General features: G+C 51.2%; 16 protein-coding genes and 1 pseudogene. 8 read left to right on the top strand and 9 right to left on the bottom strand.

Features of this window, described 5'->3' with window-relative positions; genetic code table 11:
• Positions 1 to 61 precede the first annotated feature (61 nt).
• From leuS to holA, 3 genes are read left to right on the top strand one after another with little or no spacing between them, the layout of a single operon-like run.
• Entirely contained in the window at positions 62 to 2671 is a 2610-nt protein-coding gene (leuS, locus tag DFK18_RS00085; protein ID WP_114416174.1) for a leucine--tRNA ligase, read from the top strand.
• A gap of 2 nt (positions 2672 to 2673) precedes the next feature.
• Complete coding sequence (locus DFK18_RS00080; protein WP_114416173.1) at positions 2674 to 3240, top strand: LPS-assembly lipoprotein LptE; 567 nt, start codon at positions 2674 to 2676, stop codon at positions 3238 to 3240.
• Positions 3237 to 4262 carry a DNA polymerase III subunit delta gene (holA, locus tag DFK18_RS00075; RefSeq protein WP_114416172.1) on the top strand — a complete coding sequence of 342 codons (1026 nt, stop codon included), beginning with the start codon at positions 3237 to 3239 and terminating at the stop codon, positions 4260 to 4262. The genes DFK18_RS00080 and holA overlap by 4 nt, the downstream gene beginning before the upstream one ends.
• A 198-nt stretch (positions 4263 to 4460) precedes the next feature.
• On the opposite strand, the gene DFK18_RS00070 is transcribed toward holA, so the two are convergent.
• Both DFK18_RS00070 and DFK18_RS00065 read right to left on the bottom strand, forming a co-directional pair.
• Entirely contained in the window at positions 4461 to 5987 is a 1527-nt protein-coding gene (locus tag DFK18_RS00070) for a cryptochrome/photolyase family protein (RefSeq protein WP_114416171.1), read from the bottom strand.
• Positions 5988 to 6143 (bottom strand): DUF2256 domain-containing protein, encoded by a 156-nt coding sequence (locus tag DFK18_RS00065; RefSeq protein ID WP_114416170.1) that lies wholly within the window; start codon positions 6141 to 6143, stop codon positions 5988 to 5990. It lies immediately after the preceding gene.
• An 85-nt stretch (positions 6144 to 6228) separates the two neighbouring features.
• Here DFK18_RS00065 and DFK18_RS00060 point away from each other — a divergent pair, with 85 nt between their 5' ends.
• Positions 6229 to 7665, top strand: coding sequence for a hypothetical protein (locus DFK18_RS00060; protein WP_114416169.1), 1437 nt, complete (start codon positions 6229 to 6231; stop codon positions 7663 to 7665).
• Here DFK18_RS00060 and DFK18_RS00055 read toward each other — a convergent pair.
• Together DFK18_RS00055 and DFK18_RS00050 are read right to left on the bottom strand one after the other, a co-directional pair.
• Positions 7628 to 8452, bottom strand: a complete 825-nt coding sequence (locus DFK18_RS00055) for a lipase family protein (RefSeq protein ID WP_218563860.1) — start codon at positions 8450 to 8452, stop codon at positions 7628 to 7630. The genes DFK18_RS00060 and DFK18_RS00055 overlap by 38 nt on opposite strands.
• A 280-nt stretch (positions 8453 to 8732) precedes the next feature.
• Positions 8733 to 9344 carry a CAP domain-containing protein gene (locus tag DFK18_RS00050; RefSeq protein WP_114416168.1) on the bottom strand — a complete coding sequence of 204 codons (612 nt, stop codon included), beginning with the start codon at positions 9342 to 9344 and terminating at the stop codon, positions 8733 to 8735.
• A 260-nt stretch (positions 9345 to 9604) separates the two neighbouring features.
• Here DFK18_RS00050 and DFK18_RS00045 point away from each other — a divergent pair, with 260 nt between their 5' ends.
• Both DFK18_RS00045 and DFK18_RS00040 read left to right on the top strand, forming a co-directional pair.
• Positions 9605 to 10045 (top strand): hypothetical protein, encoded by a 441-nt coding sequence (locus DFK18_RS00045; protein ID WP_114416167.1) that lies wholly within the window; start codon positions 9605 to 9607, stop codon positions 10043 to 10045.
• A gap of 247 nt (positions 10046 to 10292) precedes the next feature.
• A complete protein-coding gene (locus DFK18_RS00040) occupies positions 10293 to 11495 on the top strand; it encodes a tyrosine-type recombinase/integrase (protein WP_114416166.1) in 1203 nt (400 codons plus the stop codon).
• Positions 11496 to 11736: 241 nt separating this feature from the next.
• Here DFK18_RS00040 and DFK18_RS00035 read toward each other — a convergent pair.
• From DFK18_RS00035 to DFK18_RS00025, 3 genes and pseudogenes are all read right to left on the bottom strand, one after another.
• A pseudogene (locus DFK18_RS00035) lies at positions 11737 to 12177 on the bottom strand (type I restriction enzyme endonuclease domain-containing protein); the annotation flags it as partial.
• 278 nt (positions 12178 to 12455) lie between these two features.
• Positions 12456 to 13295, bottom strand: coding sequence for a DUF429 domain-containing protein (locus DFK18_RS00030; RefSeq protein WP_114416165.1), 840 nt, complete (start codon positions 13293 to 13295; stop codon positions 12456 to 12458).
• A 141-nt stretch (positions 13296 to 13436) separates the two neighbouring features.
• Positions 13437 to 14360: a DUF4238 domain-containing protein gene (locus tag DFK18_RS00025; protein ID WP_114416164.1), complete on the bottom strand. Its 924-nt coding sequence runs from the start codon at positions 14358 to 14360 to the stop codon at positions 13437 to 13439.
• A gap of 343 nt (positions 14361 to 14703) precedes the next feature.
• Between DFK18_RS00025 and DFK18_RS00020 the strand changes: the two genes are divergently transcribed.
• Positions 14704 to 15747 (top strand): IS110 family RNA-guided transposase, encoded by a 1044-nt coding sequence (locus DFK18_RS00020; RefSeq protein WP_114416163.1) that lies wholly within the window; start codon positions 14704 to 14706, stop codon positions 15745 to 15747.
• 635 nt (positions 15748 to 16382) lie between these two features.
• On the opposite strand, the gene DFK18_RS00015 is transcribed toward DFK18_RS00020, so the two are convergent.
• Positions 16383 to 16985: a DNA-3-methyladenine glycosylase family protein gene (locus tag DFK18_RS00015; RefSeq protein ID WP_114416162.1), complete on the bottom strand. Its 603-nt coding sequence runs from the start codon at positions 16983 to 16985 to the stop codon at positions 16383 to 16385.
• Between the two features lie 65 nt (positions 16986 to 17050).
• On the opposite strand from DFK18_RS00015, the gene DFK18_RS00010 reads away from it, so the two are divergent.
• On the top strand, positions 17051 to 17938 hold the full coding sequence (locus tag DFK18_RS00010) for a hypothetical protein (protein WP_114416161.1): 888 nt from the start codon (positions 17051 to 17053) through the stop codon (positions 17936 to 17938).
• Here the strand turns inward: DFK18_RS00010 and DFK18_RS00005 are convergent.
• Positions 17935 to 19260 carry a DNA methyltransferase gene (locus tag DFK18_RS00005; protein WP_114416160.1) on the bottom strand — a complete coding sequence of 442 codons (1326 nt, stop codon included), beginning with the start codon at positions 19258 to 19260 and terminating at the stop codon, positions 17935 to 17937. The two genes, DFK18_RS00010 and DFK18_RS00005, sit on opposite strands and share 4 nt — an antisense overlap.
• Positions 19261 to 20024: the final 764 nt, after the last annotated feature.

The raw sequence follows: 20024 nt of genomic DNA, 5'->3' as shown, positions 1-20024 counted from the left end.
CTGGTGTATCCTTGGGCGTTATTTTCTAGAGCTCAAGATTTCAAGGCAGCCAATAAAACTTATGGATACTAACAACCCTTCTTCCATCCCTGATTATCAACCCAGCAAGCTGGAAAGCCAGGCCCAGGATTTCTGGGAAAAGAACCAGTGTTTTCAAGCCCTTGAAGACGCCAGCAAAGAAAAATTCTACTGCCTGTCGATGTTCCCCTACCCCAGTGGCAAGCTGCATATGGGGCATGTGCGCAACTACACCATCGGCGATGTCATCAGCCGTTTCCAGCGCCTTCAGGGCAAGAATGTCATGCAGCCCATGGGTTGGGATGCCTTCGGCCTGCCTGCCGAAAACGCGGCCATGAAAAACAAGGTCGCCCCCGGCAAGTGGACCTATGAAAATATCGATTACATGCGCAACCAGTTAAAGGCCCTGGGTTTTGCCTATGACTGGAAGCGTGAATTCGCCACCTGTGATGCCTCCTACTACAAGTGGGAGCAGTGGTTCTTCGGCAAGCTGCTGGAAAAAGGCCTGGTTTACAAGAAAAATGCCGTGGTCAACTGGGACCCGGTGGATCAGACGGTTCTGGCCAATGAACAGGTTATTGAAGGCCGTGGCTGGCGTTCCGGCGCCCTGGTCGAGCGCAAGGAAATCCCTCAGTGGTTCCTTAAGATCACCGACTATGCCGATGAGCTGCTGCAAGACCTGAACAACGTGGAATGGCCTGAACAGGTCAAGACCATGCAGCGTAACTGGATTGGCAAATCCCGCGGTGTGGAAATGACCTTCGGCCTCAGTGCTGCCGCCGAAGCCCTGCTGCCTGAAGGCCTGCAGGTTTATACCACCCGCCCCGACACCCTCTTTGGTGTGACCTACGTTGCCGTCGCCGCCGGTCACCCCCTGGCCAAGGCCGCCGCTGAAAACAACCCTGAACTGGCCCAATTCCTCGAAGAGTGCGCCCGTGGCGGCACCTCCGAAGCCGAACTGGCCGTGATGGAAAAGAAAGGCATGCAAACCGGCTTTACCGCCGTGCATCCGCTGACCGGCCGTCAGGTACCCATCTGGGTCGCCAACTTTGTACTCATGGAATACGGCACCGGCGCAGTCATGGCTGTACCGGCTCACGACCAGCGCGACTGGGAATTTGCCAGCAAGTATGACCTGCCCATCGAGCAGGTTATCGAACCGGCCCAGGATGAAGCCTGTGATATCACCCAGGAAGCCTTTGTAGAAAAAGGCAAGCTGATCAATTCCTCCCAGTTTGATGGTCTGGAATTTGAAGCCGCGTTCAATGCCATCTCCGGTGAGCTGGAGCGCCTGGGCAAGGGTCAGGTCAAAACCAATTTCCGTCTGCGCGACTGGGGTGTCTCCCGCCAGCGTTACTGGGGTGCGCCCATCCCGGTTGAAAACGGCCCTGACGGTGAAACCCGTCCGGTCAAGGACGAAGACCTGCCCGTGGCCCTGCCGCTGGAAGTGGAATTCGATGCCAGCGGCGGTTCACCCATCAAGAAGATGCCGGCCTTCTACGACCTGGGTAACGGCTGGGAAAGAGAAACCGACACCTTTGATACCTTCATGGAATCCAGCTGGTATTTTGCCCGTTTCTGCTGTGCCGATAACGACGAAGCCATGCTGGACGAACGTGCCAACTACTGGCTGCCGGTTGACTACTATATCGGCGGTATCGAACACGCCATTCTCCACCTGCTGTATGCGCGCTTCTTCCACAAGCTGATGCGTGACTTCGGGCTGGTCAATTCCGATGAACCCTTCAAGCGCCTACTCACCCAGGGCATGGTGGTCGCGGAAACCTACTACCGCAACAACCCCGATGGCAGCAAGGACTGGTTCAATCCCGCTGATGTTGAAGTGGAAAAGGATTCCAAGGGCCGCGCCACCAGCGCCAAGCTGATCAGCGACGGCCAGCCGGTGGAAATCGGCGGCATCGAGAAGATGTCCAAATCCAAGAACAATGGTGTTGATCCCCAGGCCATGATCGACCTCTACGGGGCCGATACCGTGCGCCTGTTCATGATGTTTGCTGCGCCTCCCGAACAATCCCTGGAGTGGTCGGATTCCGGTGTCGAAGGGGCCAACCGCTTTATCAAGCGTTTCTGGCGTCTGGTGCACCAGCATCTGGCCGCCGGTCAGCCGGGTGAACTGAAACTGGATCAGCTGACCAAGGAACAAAAAGAGATGCGTCGCAAGACCCATGAGACCCTCCAGAAAGTCAGCGATGACATGGGCCGCCGCATCACCTTTAATACGGCCATCGCCGCCATGATGGAACTGAGTAATAGCCTCAGCCGCTTTGATGCCACCGATGCCCTCAGCCTGGCTGTGGCCCGTGAAGCCTATCAGGCCCTGGTGGTCATGCTCTCGCCCATCGCCCCCCACGCCTGCCACCAGCTGTGGCAGGATCTGGGCAACAGCGGCTCTGTAATTGATGCCCCCTGGCCCGAGGTCGATGAAGCGGCGCTGACCCGCGATTCCATCAGCATGGCCGTGTCGGTTAACGGCAAGGTTCGCGCCCAGTTGGAAGTCCCTGCCGATGCCGATAAAGACAGCATCGAGAAGCAGGCTCTGGCCGATGAGAAGGTGCAAAAACACCTGGAAGGCAAGCAACTGCGTAAAGTGATCGTGGTGCCCGGCAAGCTGGTCAACCTGGTGGTTGGTTAAGCATGTTGAAGCTCTGGCAAAAACAGGCGGGCTTCGGCCCGCTTCTGCTCTTGCTAGTGCTGGGTCTCTTGGCTGGCTGCGGCTTTCAGCTGCGCGGCTACCTGACCCTGCCCGATCATCTGCAACCGCTCAAGGTTGAAGCCGATTCCAGCGCTGGCTCCCTGGCCACTGCGCTGGAGCGCCAGCTAAACCAGTCGGGCGTGGCCACGACGGATTCCAGCCAGGCTGCAGCAGTAACAATCAGGCTGAAAGACCTGCGATCTGGCGAGCGCCAACTGGTTTTCGGTCAGGTGGAAGAACACGAGCTGGAACTGCTGGTCACGGCTTCAGCACGTGACCGTGACGGTGAAAGTCTCTTCAGCAATGAGGACTTCTCCACCCGCAGTCAGTACACCTATGATTCTGAAAACGACTCCCTGCTGGCCCGCGACCGACTGCGCGATGATCTGAAACAACGGATGCAAAGCAATCTGTTGCGCCAGTTGACCCTGAGAATCAAATCCCTGGAAGCCACCTCAGCCCCTGAAGACGCAGCAACAAGCGCTCAGGCGGCCAGTGATGCACCATGAAGATCACGGTCGATAAACTGCCCGGCCTCTTGCAAAAGCAACTGCCGGACGTCATCTGGATCAGCGGGGACGAACCCCTGCAGATGCAGGAAGCTGCCGATCAGATTCGTGCGCGCGCCCGCCAGGAAGGCCTGGATGAACGCGAAGTACACGATGCCGGACCGCAATTTTCCTGGAAACAACTGATCGAAGCCTCGGCCAGTCTCTCCCTGTTTGGGGACCGCAAGCTGGTAGAAGTGCGCCTGACCGGCAATAAACCCGGTCGTGAAGGCAGTGAAGTCATCCAGCAACTCTGCCAGCAGGCCGCCAACACCCCGGACGTTTTTCTCTTTACCAGCAGCAAGCTGGATGCCGCACAAAACAAGAGCGCCTGGTACAAGGCCGTGGATCAGGCCGGTTGGATTCTGCCCGTCTGGCCAATTGAAGGCACCCGCCTGCCGCAATGGATCAGCCAACGCTGCCAGGCAGCCGGTATGCAACTGGAAGCCTCGGCCCTGCAACTACTCACCGAAAAAGTGGAAGGCAACCTGCTGGCCGCAGCCCAGGAAATTGAAAAGCTCAAACTCTTTGTACAACCGGGTGAACAACTGGATGCCGATCGTCTGGTCAGCCTGATCGAAGATGCCAGCCGCTACAGCCTTTTTGATCTCGCCGATGCCTGCCTGGAAGGCAAACCTGGACGCGCCCTGCGTATTCTCGAAGGCCTTCGCGGTGAAGGCACGGAAGCCCCCCTGCTGCTCTGGGCCCTGACCCGCGAAATCCGCCAGACCGGCAAGCTGCTGCATCATCTCAACGAAGGCCTGCCCTTTGATGCTGCCTGTAAGCAACTGGCCATCTGGGATAGACGCAAACCCCTCTATCGCAAGGCCAGCCAGCGACTCAAGTCCACCCAGGCGCATGCCCTCTTGCTACTTGCCCAGCGTGCCGATGCCGCCGTCAAGGGTTCCGGCGAACCTCTGCAGGAATTGCTGCTGGATCTGGTTACCGGCTTTGCCAGCGGTCAGCTGCAACCCAGCACCTAAATGCCTAGGGAGCCTCTGATCAACGTCACGAGCGCAGGTCAGGGCTGAATTCATTCCTGATAAATTCCAGCACTTCCTACATCCATGTAGGTCGCCAGCGAAATTGGCCGAGAAAGCGGAGTTTACATAAAGTAAATGAGCATTTTGAGGTCAATTTCAACGCAGCATCACCAAGCACAGTAGTTAATCAGAGGTTTCCTAGATAGTATCCAAGCCGCCTAGAAAACTCTCCGCTGTATCCAGCACAGCCCGCTGATCACTGGCACTCTGCTTGCGCCAATTGGCATAGGGGAATTTAAGCCGGGGGTTACTGGCTAGCCGCTGCTGGTGACGATCAAGAAAATGCCAATAGAGGCTGTTAAAAGGGCAGCTATCCGGCCCGGTTTTCTGTTTGACCTGATAACGACAGCCACGGCAGTAATCCCCCATCTTGTTCAGATAATTGCCCGAGGCAATATAGGGTTTGCTGGCCATCAGGCCACCATCGGCAAATTGACTCATCCCGCGGGTATTAGGCTGCTCGACCCACTCCACGGCATCGATGTAAATGCCCAGATACCAGGCATCCACCTGATTGGGATGCACCCCGGCCAGCAGGGCAAAATTGCCGGTCACCATCAGGCGCTGAATATGGTGGGCATAGGCAAATTCCAGAGATTGCTCCACCGCATGACGCACACAAGCCATCTCTGTCTGGCCATTCCAGAAAAAATCCGGTAACTGGCCCTGGGCCTCCAGATAATTCATCCGGCCATAATCCGGCTGGTGCTTCCAGTAAACCGCGCGCACAAACTCGCGCCAGCCCAAAATCTGGCGGATAAAGCCTTCCACCTGAGCCAGACTGATTTGTTCCTGATGCTGTTGCCAATGTTCTTGCGCCCGACGAATCACCTCCAGCGGATGCAGAAGTTTGCAATTCAGGCTAAAAGACAGGCGACTGTGGTACAGACTCCAACCACGTTGGGTCAGTGCATCCTGATAACGCCCGAAGGCAGGCAGTAGCCGCTGCAAGAAGTCCTCCAGCAGTACCAGGGCCTCTTCACGGCTGACCGGCCAGATCAGGCTTTCGTTATTCATCCGGCCCAGGTATTCAATGCCGTGACGCTCGATTCTATCCCTTTGCTCACTGATGTCCTGAGCAAAGAGCAAAGGCTCCGGCAGTGACTGGCGCGCCGGTAACGCCTGGCGGTTTTCCTGATCAAAGTTCCACTGCCCGCCCAGCGGCTGCCCCTGATCATCCACCAGCACCCGGTATTCGCGGCGTAGCTGACGGTAGAAGTACTCCATGCGACTGTGTGGATACTCATCCCAGGCGCTTCTTGATGTCAGAAAATGCTCGCTATCCACGGCCTTCACCCGACAGGGCAGCTCGGCAGCCAGTTGCTCTAGCTGTTGATCCAGGCGGTATTCATCGGGTAGTTGGTATTCAAAGACCTCCACCTGGTATTCGGCGGCCTTGGCCTTAATCAGAGCGGGTAAATCCTCGTAATCCGCCGTGGCATCCAGCGTCAGCCACTCGACTCGATGCCCCTGAGCTTGAAGCCCTTGGGCAAAGACCTGCATGGCTTTGAAAAAGACCAGGAGCTTTTGCAGATGATGACGGGTGTAGCTGGCTTCCTGTTTCAGCTCGGCCAGCAGATACACCACCTGATCATCGACGTGCGAAAACCAGGAGTGACGGGCATTAAGTTGATCACCCAGGATCAGGCGCAGGGTTTTAGCCATTCAGACATCCTTTTCAGTAAGAGGCAGCCCCTGGCGACGACAGGCCTTGCTGCAGTAAATCACCCGCTCCCAGTTATTGCACCACTTTTTGCGCCAGTTAAAAGGGCGCTGACACACCGGGCAGATTTTTTGCGGAAGTGATAATTTATGATGCACAGGGTCAACCTTTCTTGGACAAGAAGTATAATATAGCTATACAAAAGACCGACAGCAAACCTCCGTTTTTAATAATAGGCAATTTATGGCGCTACCACCTTTGGCCCTGGTACAAATCACCAGCAAGGGGCCTTCTCTGGAAAAAGACCCGCTGGAAGAAATCAGCCTGTTGCTGGTGGATAACGGCCAGGCTGGCGAACACTGGTATCAGCCGGTGACCGAGCTATTGGAAACCAGCACCCGTCCCCAACTAAAAGCGGGCTATCGCGAAGAACTCCAACAGGAGATCAACCAGCGCCTGCAAGGGCGTTTGCTTTTGGGCTACCCCCTGCGTGAGCACCTGGCTTTTCTCAAGGCTGCCGGACTGAGTCTGCCTCCATCCCCTAAGCTGTGCCTGCAAAAACTGGCTAGCCAGATCGAACCGGGCATTCAAGGCTCACCGGGTCTTTTACAACTGGCTGAAGCCCTGCAACTGCTGGTACTGCGTCCCTGGCGGGCGGCTGATCGGGTTCTGCTCCTGTGGCAGCTCTACAACCGCTGGCAAGCCGATTTGCAGGAAAATCTCGACACCTGGCTGGGCCAGCAACGCCAGACCGGCCTGCTGCCTGCCCATCTCGATCAACAGCTTTGGCAACAGCTACCCGACACGCCGGGTGTTTATCTGTTTTATGCCGAGCCTCCATCCGACGATCAACCCGCCACGCCCTTGTATATTGGCAAGAGCATTCACCTGCGCAGCCGGGTCAAATCCCACTTCAGTGCTGATCAACGCTCCAGCAAAGCACAGCGGCTGATCAAGGCCAGCCGCCACCTGGACTGGATCACCACCGCCGGAGATTTAGGCGCACAACTGCTGGAAGCCCAACTGGTTAAACACCACCAGCCGCTGTTTAACCGCCGCCTGAGGTATCACAAAAAACTGCTCACCTGGTGGCAACCTCAAACGCTAGCCCCCTTGCGTCTGATCAGCCTGCAGGAATTCATGCAAGAGAGTCAGGGACAGGCTTACGGCCTCTTCAACCAACGGCGTCAGGCCCAGCAACAACTACGTGAGCGGCTACAGGAAGCAGGCCTCTGTCCTGCAATCACCGGCCTGGAACAGCTCAGCCAGGGCCAGGCCTGTTTTGCCCATCAACTCGGGCATTGTCGCGGTGCTTGCTGCGGCCAGGAAAGCCTGGAAACCCACCAGCAACGTTTGCAAAGCACCCTCGCCCAGTGGCAGTTTGAGCACTGGCCCTGGCCGGATGGTCTGATTTTGCAGGAAGAGGGCGCAGGCGGCTGTGATTATCTGGCGCTGAATGCCTGGCAATTTCTGGGCAGAGCCGACAGCCCCGAAGCTGCCCAACAGCTTTTGCAAAAGCCACCCGAGCACTTCGACAAGGATGCCTACCGGCTGCTACGCAAAGCCCTGCAACCGGCGCTAGAACACCAACAACAAAGCTGGGAAGCCGGAGGAAGTTTTTTCAGGGTTTGTGGGGAGGTGATCAAGAGTTGCCCTGATGCGTCTTCTCAGCCAGATTGAGATAGATCTCAATACTGTGATCAGTGACGCCATCCGGAGTCAGGTTAAAGACATCATCATAGCGACCTTCCAGGCGATCCCAGAATCTGGCCCACCAAGAAAGACTGTTATCTCTCTGTAGTTCTCCGTCGGCATCAAAATAAAGCAGCTTGCCGACATGGCTATAACCAAAAATCTGCGGAGGCACCCGTGTTACCACATCATTGTTATTCACACAGCGAAAACTGCGCTCCTTCAACAGCTTGTTATAGTTTTGCGAGAATTCCTGGTCGGCAATTCTGGGCTGGCCAAAAGTATAAACCCCGTTCACCCCTTGCTGCGGATGCTGCAATTCAAAAGTGGCTGCTGCCAGACTGGCCAGAGCACCACCTAGACTATGGCCGGTAATCCAGAGGCTCTGATTGTTGGTTCTCAGGTGTGCGACTTCTTCCTCAAGCGCCTCCCACAGCGAAGAAAGGGCACTATAAAAACCGCGATGCACCGCTCCCAGTGGCTGAGCCTGAGTCCATTGGCGTTTGAAAATTCGCGCATCCGTGGCCCAATCGGCCAGCTTACCCTCCGTACCCCGGAAGGCGAGGATAATCTTCCTGGCATCCCCGACCAGAAAAGCCTGGGTATCCGTTTCAGGGTCAGAAAAAAAATAGCGGTCACGGGATAAATCAAAACCCAGCTTTTCCAGCTCCTGGGCGATCTCTTGCTTGCTCTTGTAAACCAGATGGGAACAGTGGGAAAGGTAAGACAGGTTGATCTTGCTAAAGCCCTTGGCTCGATGATTGAACTTTCTCATCAGTCACTCCTTTGATTAAAAATATCCTTTCTAAAAAAAGTAGAAGACAAAAGGAGTGGATGACAAGAAAGAAAGTTAACAATTCCTACAAGTAAAAATTTGAAATAGAAATAGTGAAGACAATAGCTTAAATTCTCACTTAGCTGGTCTACCAGCTAATGTATCGAGGGTTCGAACCCCTCCTCCTCCGCCAACCGAATTGCTAAAAGCCCTGAATCCTTGATTCAGGGCTTTTTTTATAGCCGTTAACAAGCGCAAGCGATAGACGGCATCTTGCTTTCTAGTTCTTGGGCTTAGCCAGCTTCAGAGTCCAGAAACGCAGGCTATTTTCACCACTAGCAGCAATCCCCAGCTCAGTGAAATTGCTACTCATCATATTCTTGCAGTGGCCATCACTATCCATCCAGCCCTTGGCGACCGCTTCCACCGTAGTATAGCCACGCGCTACATTTTCACCCCAGGCGCTCCAGCTGTAGCCCTGAGCTTGCATGCGCTCGCCTGCATTCGAGCCATCCGATCCAGTGTGAGTCAGCCTCTGGTATTTATACTGGTCATTGGAGTGAACCTGGGCGGCATCAGCCAGACGTTGATCCGAGCTTAAGGCCGGTTGCGACCCAAATACCCCTTCAGATCCACAATCGGCACCCTGGCTGCGGTAGTTATTAATCACCTGAATAAAGTCATTGATTTCCTGCTCGGTTAAGGGGGCAACTGCTCCCTCGGTGGTCTTTGAACTACTGTCAGAAGTATCCGAGTCACTGGTTGAATCAGAAGTGGTATCCGTAGAAGCGGTTGATCCTGACTGGCTGCTATCATCTGAATCCAGACAACCACCCAGTAACAAGAGGACGCTGGCAAGAAGGGGTAAGGCAAAGTATCGAGTTTGTGGCATAGTCGTTCCTGATTGACATGGCTAGAGGGCTTTAACAGCAATTCACCAGAGACTAGCAATTTTGCCGGGTTAGCTCCGTGTCTAAGTGTGACTGAGCAATACAGCATGTAGTTTTACTTTCCAGGCAGGCATTGCACCTTGTTGAGCTGGTGCCTGTATTGATATTCAAGTAACCGAATATTTATTTATGGGTTTTTTTTGTTTTATCTTGGTAGAATGCATATTGTTCTGGGGTATAACTGTTTTTTTATGGAATGAATATGGATAAAGAAGAGTCGGTTTATAGAGCATCAATACTGTTGGTGAAGCACTTTCAAGACTGCTTGGAACGGGAAGGGTTAGGTTTGCATTCCCGTATTTTTAACTTCATCTTGCATCCAGAGTTTTATTTCGTCGGTGTTGGGGAATCTCAAGAAGTTATAGATGGCGAACCTGCCCATCCTGAACACATAGTACCGTGCGCGGTATTGATAGAGGAGTCATGTAAACTTATAAAGCAAGGCGTATCTACAGAGAAAATAGCGGGATTGTTAAGTAAGCATTGGAAAATTGGGATGATCTCTAAAAGACAAGCTAGCTATATTGATTCTAAATGTGGTTTGGGTCTTAAAAATAAGATGCCTGAAGATTGGTCATTCGAGACTGGGAATACATATGAGCGTTTGAAATTGGCAAATATTGAGCTTAAAAATTTCAAATAGGTAGGCCATAAATTGTATTGCATAAGGATACAATTACTATTCACTAACGCAGGTCCAAAAGTAAGCATGTAACTGGGCTGAGGAGGAGTCCTTCACAATAGCATCCACCGGCATACCCAAACATCCACAACATGCTTTAATTTCAGTTAGTTATATTGCACAACCATCCACTGAAGTCTATCATAATCCATGATAATTGGGGGACCAATTGGGGGACTAGGTTGGCAAAGCTATTCTGGAGTAGATCATGGCAATTCATAAGCTTAACCCACGCAAAGTTGCGAGTGCTGGACCTGGAAAATATGAAGATGGAGGCGGACTCAGACTTGTTGTTTCTAAAACTGGTGCTAAGAAATGGGTTGTCAGAGCAATGCACGCAGGAAAGCGCAAGGAGTTTGGTCTAGGTGGCTACCCTAGCGTTGGACTTGCAGAAGCCAGAAAAACAGCAGAAGAATATCGTCGGCTTTATGCTAACGGCATTGACCCAGCTGAAGAACGCAAAAAACAACTTCTTGCTGCCACAGTACAAACCCCTACCTTCACAGCCTGCGCTGCACGCTATATTAGATCTCACCGACGCGGATGGAAGAATGCCAAACATGGTCGCCAGTGGGTCAGTACACTAAAAACCTATGCAAGACCCTTCGTAGGCATCAAGAAAATTGATGACATTACAACTCAGGATATTCTTTCTGTATTACAGCCAATCTGGAACACCAAGAACGAGACAGCGAAGCGTTTACAAGGGCGAATCGAAAACATTATCGATTATGCTGCGGCTCATAATTTCTGTGATCCAGTAAACCCGGCAAGGTGGCGCGGCCACTTGGATAAACTTTTACCAAGGCCTTCTAAAATTCAAAAAGTTCGCCACCATCCCGCCATGCCCTACCAGCTTTTACCGGACTTCTGGTTAGAGCTGAGTAACAATAAATGCACTTCATCAAGAGCCCTTCAACTCTTGATCCTTACTGCTACTCGTACTTCAGAGGTCCTCAATGCGACCTGGCCTGAATTTGATCTGGATACTGGCATTTGGGTTATCCCTCAAGAGAGAATGAAAGCTGGTAGAGAGCACCGTGTTCCCTTGTCCAAATCTGCATTAGAGATACTGAAGTCAATGCCAGAGGTGGCCGGAAACCCCTACGTTTTTCCAGGGGCCAAACAGGGTAAACCCCTGTCAAACATGTCAATGCTCCTACTAATGCGCGGCATGGGCTATGGTAGTAATGGAGAGAAAGGGGACTACGTTCCACATGGCTTTCGCTCCAGTTTCCGCGACTGGTCTGGTGAAGTATCAAACCACCCTCGTGATGTGGCCGAAATGGCTTTAGCTCACACAATTGAGAATAAAGTGGAAGCTGCGTACCGGCGCGGCGATCTCTTTGAAAAAAGAAGACAGATGATGCAAGACTGGGCAAACTATATTTTTGCCCACCCCTTACCCTAATATCCCATGATGGCGGTTCAGATAGTCAGAACTACCTTTCTCCTAGCTTTATTCAAAGCGGCGACCATGGAATCCAAACGGAGTTACTTCGCGCCGCCAGCGCAAAGGGCTAACTGGCGGGGCTGCCTAGTAAATCAGCCTGGCTCATCGTGCTTAACAACATAAAAATCACTAGCTCCCAAGGGAATCAGCTGCTGTTATTTCTTCCATCTCAACCACCATTGCTTATCTGCTGTACCTCTTATTCACTCCAACCATTGGATAGCACTTCAGCCTGTTTTAACACCAGCTCTACAGCTTCTTTCGCCTGGTCAGGTGGGTACTTGTATCTTTGCAGGGTACGGCGCACCAGTATGCGTAGCTTGGCCCTCACGCTTTCTCTAACTTGCCAATCTACAGTGGTTGAGGCTCTTAGCTTGGTGGTTATTTCCACGGCGATCTTCTTCAGGGTTTCATCGCCCAGCTCACGCACGGCGCTTTCGTTATTGGCCAGGGCATCATAGAAGGCGACTTCATCCGAGTTCAGACCCAGGGCGGCATCTCTTTCCAGTTCTGCCTGAAAGTCCTTAGCCATCTGGATCAGCTCTTCGATGACCTGTGCGGTTTCGATGCCTCGGTTGTTGTATTTGCGTAGGGTGGCTTCTAGCCGGTCGCTGTATTTCTTCTCCTGCACCACATTACTTGCTTTGTCACTGGGTTTGTCTCCTGATTCTTTAAACCAACTTCAATGTGGGTTTGTGACGCGGGTTTATCCCTGTCTTTTGATTCGCAATAGCATAGCACGCACCCTAATGAATTTGGCTGATAGCGCGTTCCATGAGTTTGAATTCATGGGTACAGTGACCGACTGCCTCGCTAAACCATTGCCTGTTTGGGTATGGCATCAGTTTACTTAATGAAAGTGTCATTTCATGTCGCCAACTTGGCTTAAAGAGCGAACTAATTCAGGTCCATATTGCTTCAGGGTGCTGATAAAATGAAGGGCTTCACCCAGTCACTAGAAACTCTTTTAGTCTTGATACAGCGGGCTTCCAGCTCATCTGAAAGAGTATCTGAATAGGGTACGACAATATAGCCACTGTCCATATCCCCAACCATAAGGCACTGCTTCCCTTCAATCAGGTGCAAGGCGACCAGAAGGCAAATACAGGCATCTAGGTGGTCTTGATCAGTTTTACGGGGCTTTTGTTGGGCAGCTAGATCCAGCCAGGCAGCACTTTTTAGAAGGTTGCGGCTACTCAGTTCTTGCGAAATGAGTTTGCAAACATGCTGCCAGTCAGAAATTGAGAAGGTCTTGCTTCGCTGGGGGTTATATTTTGGCAGCCTTCCTGTAGAGCGCACTGAATCAGGTAGCGTCCAGCCTAGCGCAATCATTGAAAGCACCGGATAGGTTTCAATAACCCAGGTTGCTTCTAGCCCCTCAAGAGGATTAGCTGGACCACCAAACTTGTCTAGGAATGACCATACAGGTGCATTTTGACCGAACATTTCGATCTTCCCTGTATTGGCTGGCTGCACACCACCGTAGCGGCGGCTGACTGGTGAGCCTACCAAGTTCTCTACTGGCCGCTGACCAGAGGCATTCTTCACGATAGTAGGCTGATCGAGCATTACCAAAGTCGCCTTCGGCTTGTATTTCAATTGCCACTGGCTAATCCTATCAGACGCCTCGGTGTAGTCTACAGCCTGGGGTAAGCCAAGCTCTTGATAAGCACCGCCACCTGAAGAGAGAATGCCTAAAAGCGCACCTGAGTTGGAAGGTGTCCAAGCAGAGTCAAAGCCAATCAGCAGCGTGCTCACGGTATGCTTTGCTCCTTAAAATCTTACTATTAAGATGAGTGGTGATTTAAGTGAAACACCCTCTGAGGACCCTCATGCAGGGTCTTGTGGGGTCTGGATGGCTAGAAACACTCGGCTACCCGATTATACCTTTCCTCACGCCTATCCATTTAAAAGCTGCTCCAACGCATCTTTTTCGGACGAATAGACCTGCTTCCCCGCCTGCGAATGAATAAATTTATTATACATAGTAACTTTTTCTTCTCCGAAAGATACTGTTTCTTTTCTATTCAAATTTGGATTACTGGAAAGAAGAAGGGCTAGCTTGGGCGTCAATGGATAGTAAAACTCAAGCTCAGATGGGATTTCCTCAAGACTCAACCCAATAGCATGAGTATTAATTATTGGTTGGTCGCCAGTAACAAACGGAATATTCGAAGTGTTTTCTATGAGTACCGGACGAAAATCTGCTCTGTCTTGGTACAGACTAAACCCTACACTCGTTGCACTTGTATGTCTAAGAACGGCCCACATTCCATCAATTTTAAACCCTTTAAAGGAACTAATTTCCGTCTGAACCTTGCTATCAATGTTTTGGGTTCTGAAATACTGCTGACATATGAAAAACAAAAACTCGATCAACTCATCGTCGTCGTCATAGAACGAGAGATCTTTGCGATACAACATCTCCAGAAATTTAATGGCATCAGACTCTATCCTGCCATGGAAATCTTCCTCGAAATTATGAATCAGCACATCTAGCCTTTTATCCGCTTCTGGGTGTGATACTCCGTGGCTATCAAGCAGGTCTCTAATCTTAAAGACCTGGTTAAAGAAATCTATCCACCCATGATTTAGCTTGCGAATCATTGGTCTATTATCTTGATCAATGAGGGCTTTAATAAACTTGATCTCGTCTTTAGTTAATTCCTTAAGTTTGTAGAAGTATCGTTCTTGCCCGACCCCCATCAACCCGGACTTAAATATCCTTCCGTCCATGAGGCAGTATATGCTGTCGTTCTCGGACCATGCTTTCAGATACTTACGCCACACGAAGTGCTGCTTTTTCTTCTTCTGCAGATTCAATTAAAAACTCCAGAGCTTCCGTAAGGTATAATGAGGCTGTAGAAAACCTCAGCCTATAAAATTGATCATTTTTTGTACTAAAAATGCCGAGCCTACGTAAAATCTGGAGCACTTTTCACCATCAAAAACTTCAGGATTTACGTACAAGCGAGATAAATTCTCAGAAACCGAAACCTTTTAGGTTTTTCTACAGCCTGAACGCCCGGCGTAACCGGCCGGATTTGGAGCGCCAGCGGAAAAGACGGTCCGAGTTGACGCTTTTGATACTCATTGAGCCTTCTCCCCCAGCTCAGCCGTTTGGCTAAACTGGAAAGGCGACGAAACCCAAACAGGAGAAGACTCAATGAACTTTTACAATAGCACTCATCGTCATTATTGTGGAATCGATTTGCATGCTCGTAGCCTGTATGTCTGCATTTTAGGGCAGCAGGGTGAAACCCTGTTGCATAAGGAAATCCCTGCCAAGCCTGAACCTCTACTTCGATTAATCGAACCCTATATGGATGACCTGGTCATCGGGGTTGAGTGCATGCACTGTTGGTACTGGATTGCTGATTTCTGTGAAGATCAAGGCATCGCTTTTATTCTGGGTCATGCTCTTTACATGAAGGCGATTCATGGTGGCAAAACCAAGAATGACCGCATTGATTCTTACAAGATTGCAGCCCTGATCCGAGGTGGCAACTTCCCGCTGGCTTATGTCTATCCACGTACTATGAGGGCCACTCGTGATCTGCTTCGCCGTCGAACCGGATTGGTACGTCATGGTGCGGATTTAAAAGCTCATGTGGCGAATACCACCAGTCAGTACAACTTGCCGCCCAACAAGGTCAATCTGAAGAATGTCAGTGCCCGAGAGCAGCTAAACAGAACGTTTGATGATCCAGTGGTTCAGCGTAATATCGATCTGGATATGGCCGTCTTGGAGTGCTATCACCGAGAGCTGAGTCAAATCGAGTGGCTGTTGGTAAAGCAGGCCAAACAACATCGGCCCACTTATTATCACCTGTTGCAGACCATCCCCGGCATTGGCCGTATTCTGGCTCTGACCATCCTGTATGAGATCGGGGATATTCGCCGCTTTGAATCAGTTCAGAAATTTGCTTCTTACTCCCGTCTCATCAAGTGTAAGGCAGAGTCTGCCGGTAAAACTTACGGCACTCAGGGCAACAAAATTGGCAATGCCCATCTGAAATGGGCGTTCTCTGAGGCAGCTGTTTTATACCTCAGAGGCAACCCCGGTGCCCAAAAGCTGCTGCAACGCTTCCAGAAACGTATGAGTAAAGCCAAGGCGCTGTCAGCTTTGGCTCACAAGCTGGGGCGTGCGGTCTATTTCATGTTAAAGAACGAGAAGGTGTTTGATGAACAACGCTTTTTAATGAGTTAGTCACGCAGCAGGATGATGATCAACGTCTAACTGGATCATTACGGAGTGTGCTGAAACCGGGTGTCTGCTGACTGGTCATTCAGGCCTGAAACCCGACTTCTACACCCAAACTCGAAGCCCGTCGCTTTGATTATCCATCCTGCTGGCGTGCGCCAATACCCTGAGCGAGTGGGCTTACACCGGCGCTGAACCTGAAACTAACTGGGACTGCAAAGTAACCCGCTTTTTGAATAGGACAGCTGCTGGTTAACCGATGAATGTCTAGTGCCCCAGACCAACCTGCAAGGAGCAACCCAGTCTGGCAGTGGTGAACAACCACGTTAAGAGAGCCTCAATAGGTGTTTGCTGTAAGCCACCAACAGCCAACGATGACAGATGAAGTAGGATCACTGGCTCAGGGATTTGATGTTGGCCGCTCACGCGGCCAATAAAAAAACACTGCGGCCTATTGACAGGCAGAAGGCTCATAGGTGTTATGTGGGTATTATGCCTCACTTCCCGAAAAACGATACCTATGTACCTTGCTGAACAACAAGCATTTGAGCCTAGTATCGGGTTCACTGACCAGTCTATCTATAAGTTATCCTTACTCTGTGACATACATGACAGCACAACTATACTAATAGCTAAAATTCTCAATTGCTCCCCGCAGTGCTGAGGATCTTTCTGTCTAGAAGCGCCCACATATAGCGAGCTAGCGAAGTCCGGTACGGGCGGGCGAACTCTGGCTCCAGCGGTCCCGTTAGATAGTGCTTTTCAAGAGTTTGGCGGACCCGGATAATCGCACCGTCATTCTCTGGGAATACATCCGGCATCGCGAAGTGGAAGATAGCCAGCATATCAGCGGACCAATGGGACAACCCCCAATGCTCGGAAACCACCGCCCGTAGTTGCTCATGATCCAGATTGCGCCATGACTCGACCTTGAACTGATCGCGTTCATAGAAGTCAGCGAATTCACGTATCGTTCGGACTTTCCGGCGAGAAAGCCCACAGCCAAGTAGATCAGCCTCGGACAACTGCCACGCTCCCTCCTGTTGACAGGCGGTTCGTTTTTGTGTCAAGCGATGGTATATCGCGTCAGCAGCAGTTCGTGATAACATTTGCCCCACTACAATTTTTGTAATTGCCTCGGGTATGGGAATAGCTTGGGGCTCCAATGCTTCAAAGGCAGGAACCTTCTGTAAAAGATTAGAAAGGCGCGGGTATGCGGCCAGTAGGTGTTCGAAGTGATTCAACGTAAGCCCTCTTCAACAGCCCGAGTCCACCAGTCAAGACCAAACAGTAACAGTGGAGTAGCAGTTTGAGCAAAAATAATTTTCTTCGTACTATTTCTGATGTAAGCAAAATTATTACACCCATTGATAGTACGATCCGGTTCCCCGAAGTACTCAATATCCTGATCGATAAATACGATAACGCAATTGACGTATTCTGCCAGCTTGTCAAGGACTCGGAATCAAGCGCTGAGGTTCTCGAGAGAATCCGCACGACCGAGCGCGACGCGGACGAGCGAATGGCGCTTCTCAAGATGTATCGCCGCTGCGTTTCTCCTGTGCTCGACACTGAAACCACGAAAAAAATAAAAAAAGTCAGCACCGACAGCCTAGTAGAAGCCTATAGCGACACATTTAAACCAATCGATAAGCTTAAAGCACAGTTCTCCGACCTTCCGAAGGAGTACAAATACGCCCTGGCCGCGCTGGTTGGGGAGTACGACACACGGGGGCAGCTTGGGTATCAACTTACTGGGGCGTTCTTCGATTGGTTTGAAGACCATTTCGCTGACCAGTACACAATCGAAGGCCCGCGCGGAGCTGGGCGTGATATAGAGCTATCTGAAATTTACCCCGACTTCAAAGGCTCTTATCCATGTGATTTTGTTGTCCGCCGCAATAGCGATCAACAAGTACTCGCGGTCGGGTTTGCCCGATACGATTCCACGCGCGGGGGCGCGCAGTCAGATGATAGGACAGGCGGGAATTCCAATAAGGTCGACAAGGCAAAGGCCTTTGACCAAGTGACCCCTACACGTCTCAAATTGATTTTCTTGTCCGACGGGCCTGGGCTCATGCATGGAGATACATGGGAGGAGGCTTGCATGTTAGACGGGCAATGGGATGGACGTGTGCGCGTAGTCACATTAAAGCTCGCCGAAAAACGCATCACGCCCGATTGGCTGGAAAGCTAAATCTCCGAAAGATCTCTGATTTCATCCGGATAAGCGGCGAAAAGGCGGCTATCAACCACGAAGCCACATCGCTGCTCTTCCTTCTCGTCACCAAGGGGCAAGGGCAGACTATCAGCTTTCTTCACTGGCTTGTTCACATAGTCACCCATCGGTTCCAGGCCCTGCCGCATCCGATGCAAACTTGCCTTGGCAGCACTGAAGGAAGCGTCTACGCCAAGGTAACGACGACCGAGATCTCTGGCTGCGTGCAACGTCGTGCCAGAGCCGCAAAATGGATCGATCACAAGGTCACCTTCATCGGAACTGGCACCGACAATCATTTTAATCATTGAAAGATTTTTTTCGGTTGGGTACCCGGTAATCTTGATGCTTTGATGGTGCGCATCGCGGTAGAGATCCCAATAATCTGTCAGCGCCATCTTTTTGTCAGCCGACCAATAAACCTTGCGGCGCGGATTGCCGTTACGTGACCAGTGGATATCACCCTGCCGGTCTAGCTCTTCGAGCTTGGTAGGTGCGTATTGCCAATGCTTACCTGCGGGCGGCATTATTCCGCGCCAAGGCTGCCCTGTCTCTCCGTTGCGTGTACCAGGCGCATGAACAGGAACAAGCTTATAGCGCCGTCCAAAGCTATCAAATTTCGGATACTCCCTATCAATCCAGCTCTGTTCAGGTTCAATGCCTGGCTTGTTCCACTTATAAGACTTGGTCTTAGAATAAAAGAGAATGTAATCGTTGATATTTGAGTATTGCTTGCTCGTAAAGTTCTTGCTGCTACACTTCCGTCGCGTGATAAGGTTTCGAAAGTTGGTAGGACCAAAAACTTCATCCATAACGACTTTCAAATGCCCCAGCATCTGGTGGCCAATATGAACATAGATTGAACCGTCATCGGCCATAGTCTCGCGCATAAGGATCAGACGTCGTCTCATGAATTCAATATAAGCAGCAGCTCCCATGCTGTCCTTATATGCATGCTCAAGGTTGCGAGAGTGGAAGTCGAAGCCCGTGCCATAAGGGGGGTCAAGGTAGTAGAGGTTGACTTTCACATTCTCGCGAATGAGCTCGTTTAGCACAAAAAAGTTATCATCAAGGACAAACGCGTTTTCCGGAAGCCTGCTAGTTTCCGTAGTGTTGCCGCCATCGACTATGAGAAAACGGCGTGGCACCGGCTTGATGATATCTGACCGATTTGCCTTATTCGGATAACTGAGTGTGACTTCAGCATTATCTGGAGGAAGAGCGGTGGGCTCCCGATAGAAGTCCAATGCAGAAATCGCGTCCTGAGAGTGCTGTTCGCGTTTGGTAATGCCAGTAGCCATGCCGGCCTCCTAGTTTTGGTAACCAAAACCCTATTTTTTAGAGTTTTCACCGTTTTTACTGCGATTACCGGCATTCTATCGAAATAGGGTGAACGAAGCAAGCTTGGTAACCAAGGGCAATCCCTACCATAAAAGCTTTCCACCCCCCGGCTGTTCTCGACAACCTCAGTGACAGAGCTCATCTCGTTTTCTATGCCTACGACACCCGAATGCCCTTATTCTGAAAATTGATTCGCGCAAGCCTAGGGAACATCCAGAGGTTCGGTGCGTCCGCATGGAGCGACCACATAACATTTTTATTCATGAGACCCCCTCGTTATTTGCCATCCAGCCGAAGGCCTCCGCTGCTCTTAACATGTTGATTCTTAGCAACTTATTCCATGCATACCGACTAACTATTTGCCAGTAAAACCGTGTGCACACAATTTCCAATGTTTGCTTTGCTCTCTATCTCCGCAGTTGCATCCCCAGTCCTTTGAATATATTGCTTTTTTTGGATTGATCAGCGCCCTTTTGAGCATGGCTGGCAGACAAAGTGTGCAAGGTATAGGCAGCGCTTTCACGCTACCGCCCCAGGGAATGGGGTCATGGTGAGACTCGCATCCTGCGGGGGTGGGGTGATTCCTTCGTTTCCCTTTTGTTAATGGCCAACTAAACTGACCCGCTTCTGGCCATTAATTTTGACCCACCTCCAGGGTGGCTTTGGCCACCAGAACCAGTACCTTCCCTGAATCATTTTTCTCAAGGGGAAGGGTTTTGAAGGA

This window comes from Marinospirillum perlucidum, from assembly GCF_003336805.1.
In the GTDB taxonomy this organism is placed as follows: Bacteria; Pseudomonadota; Gammaproteobacteria; order Pseudomonadales; family Halomonadaceae; genus Marinospirillum; species Marinospirillum perlucidum.
Note: the sequence above shows the minus strand (reverse complement) of the source record. Positions and strands in the feature narration are given on the sequence as shown.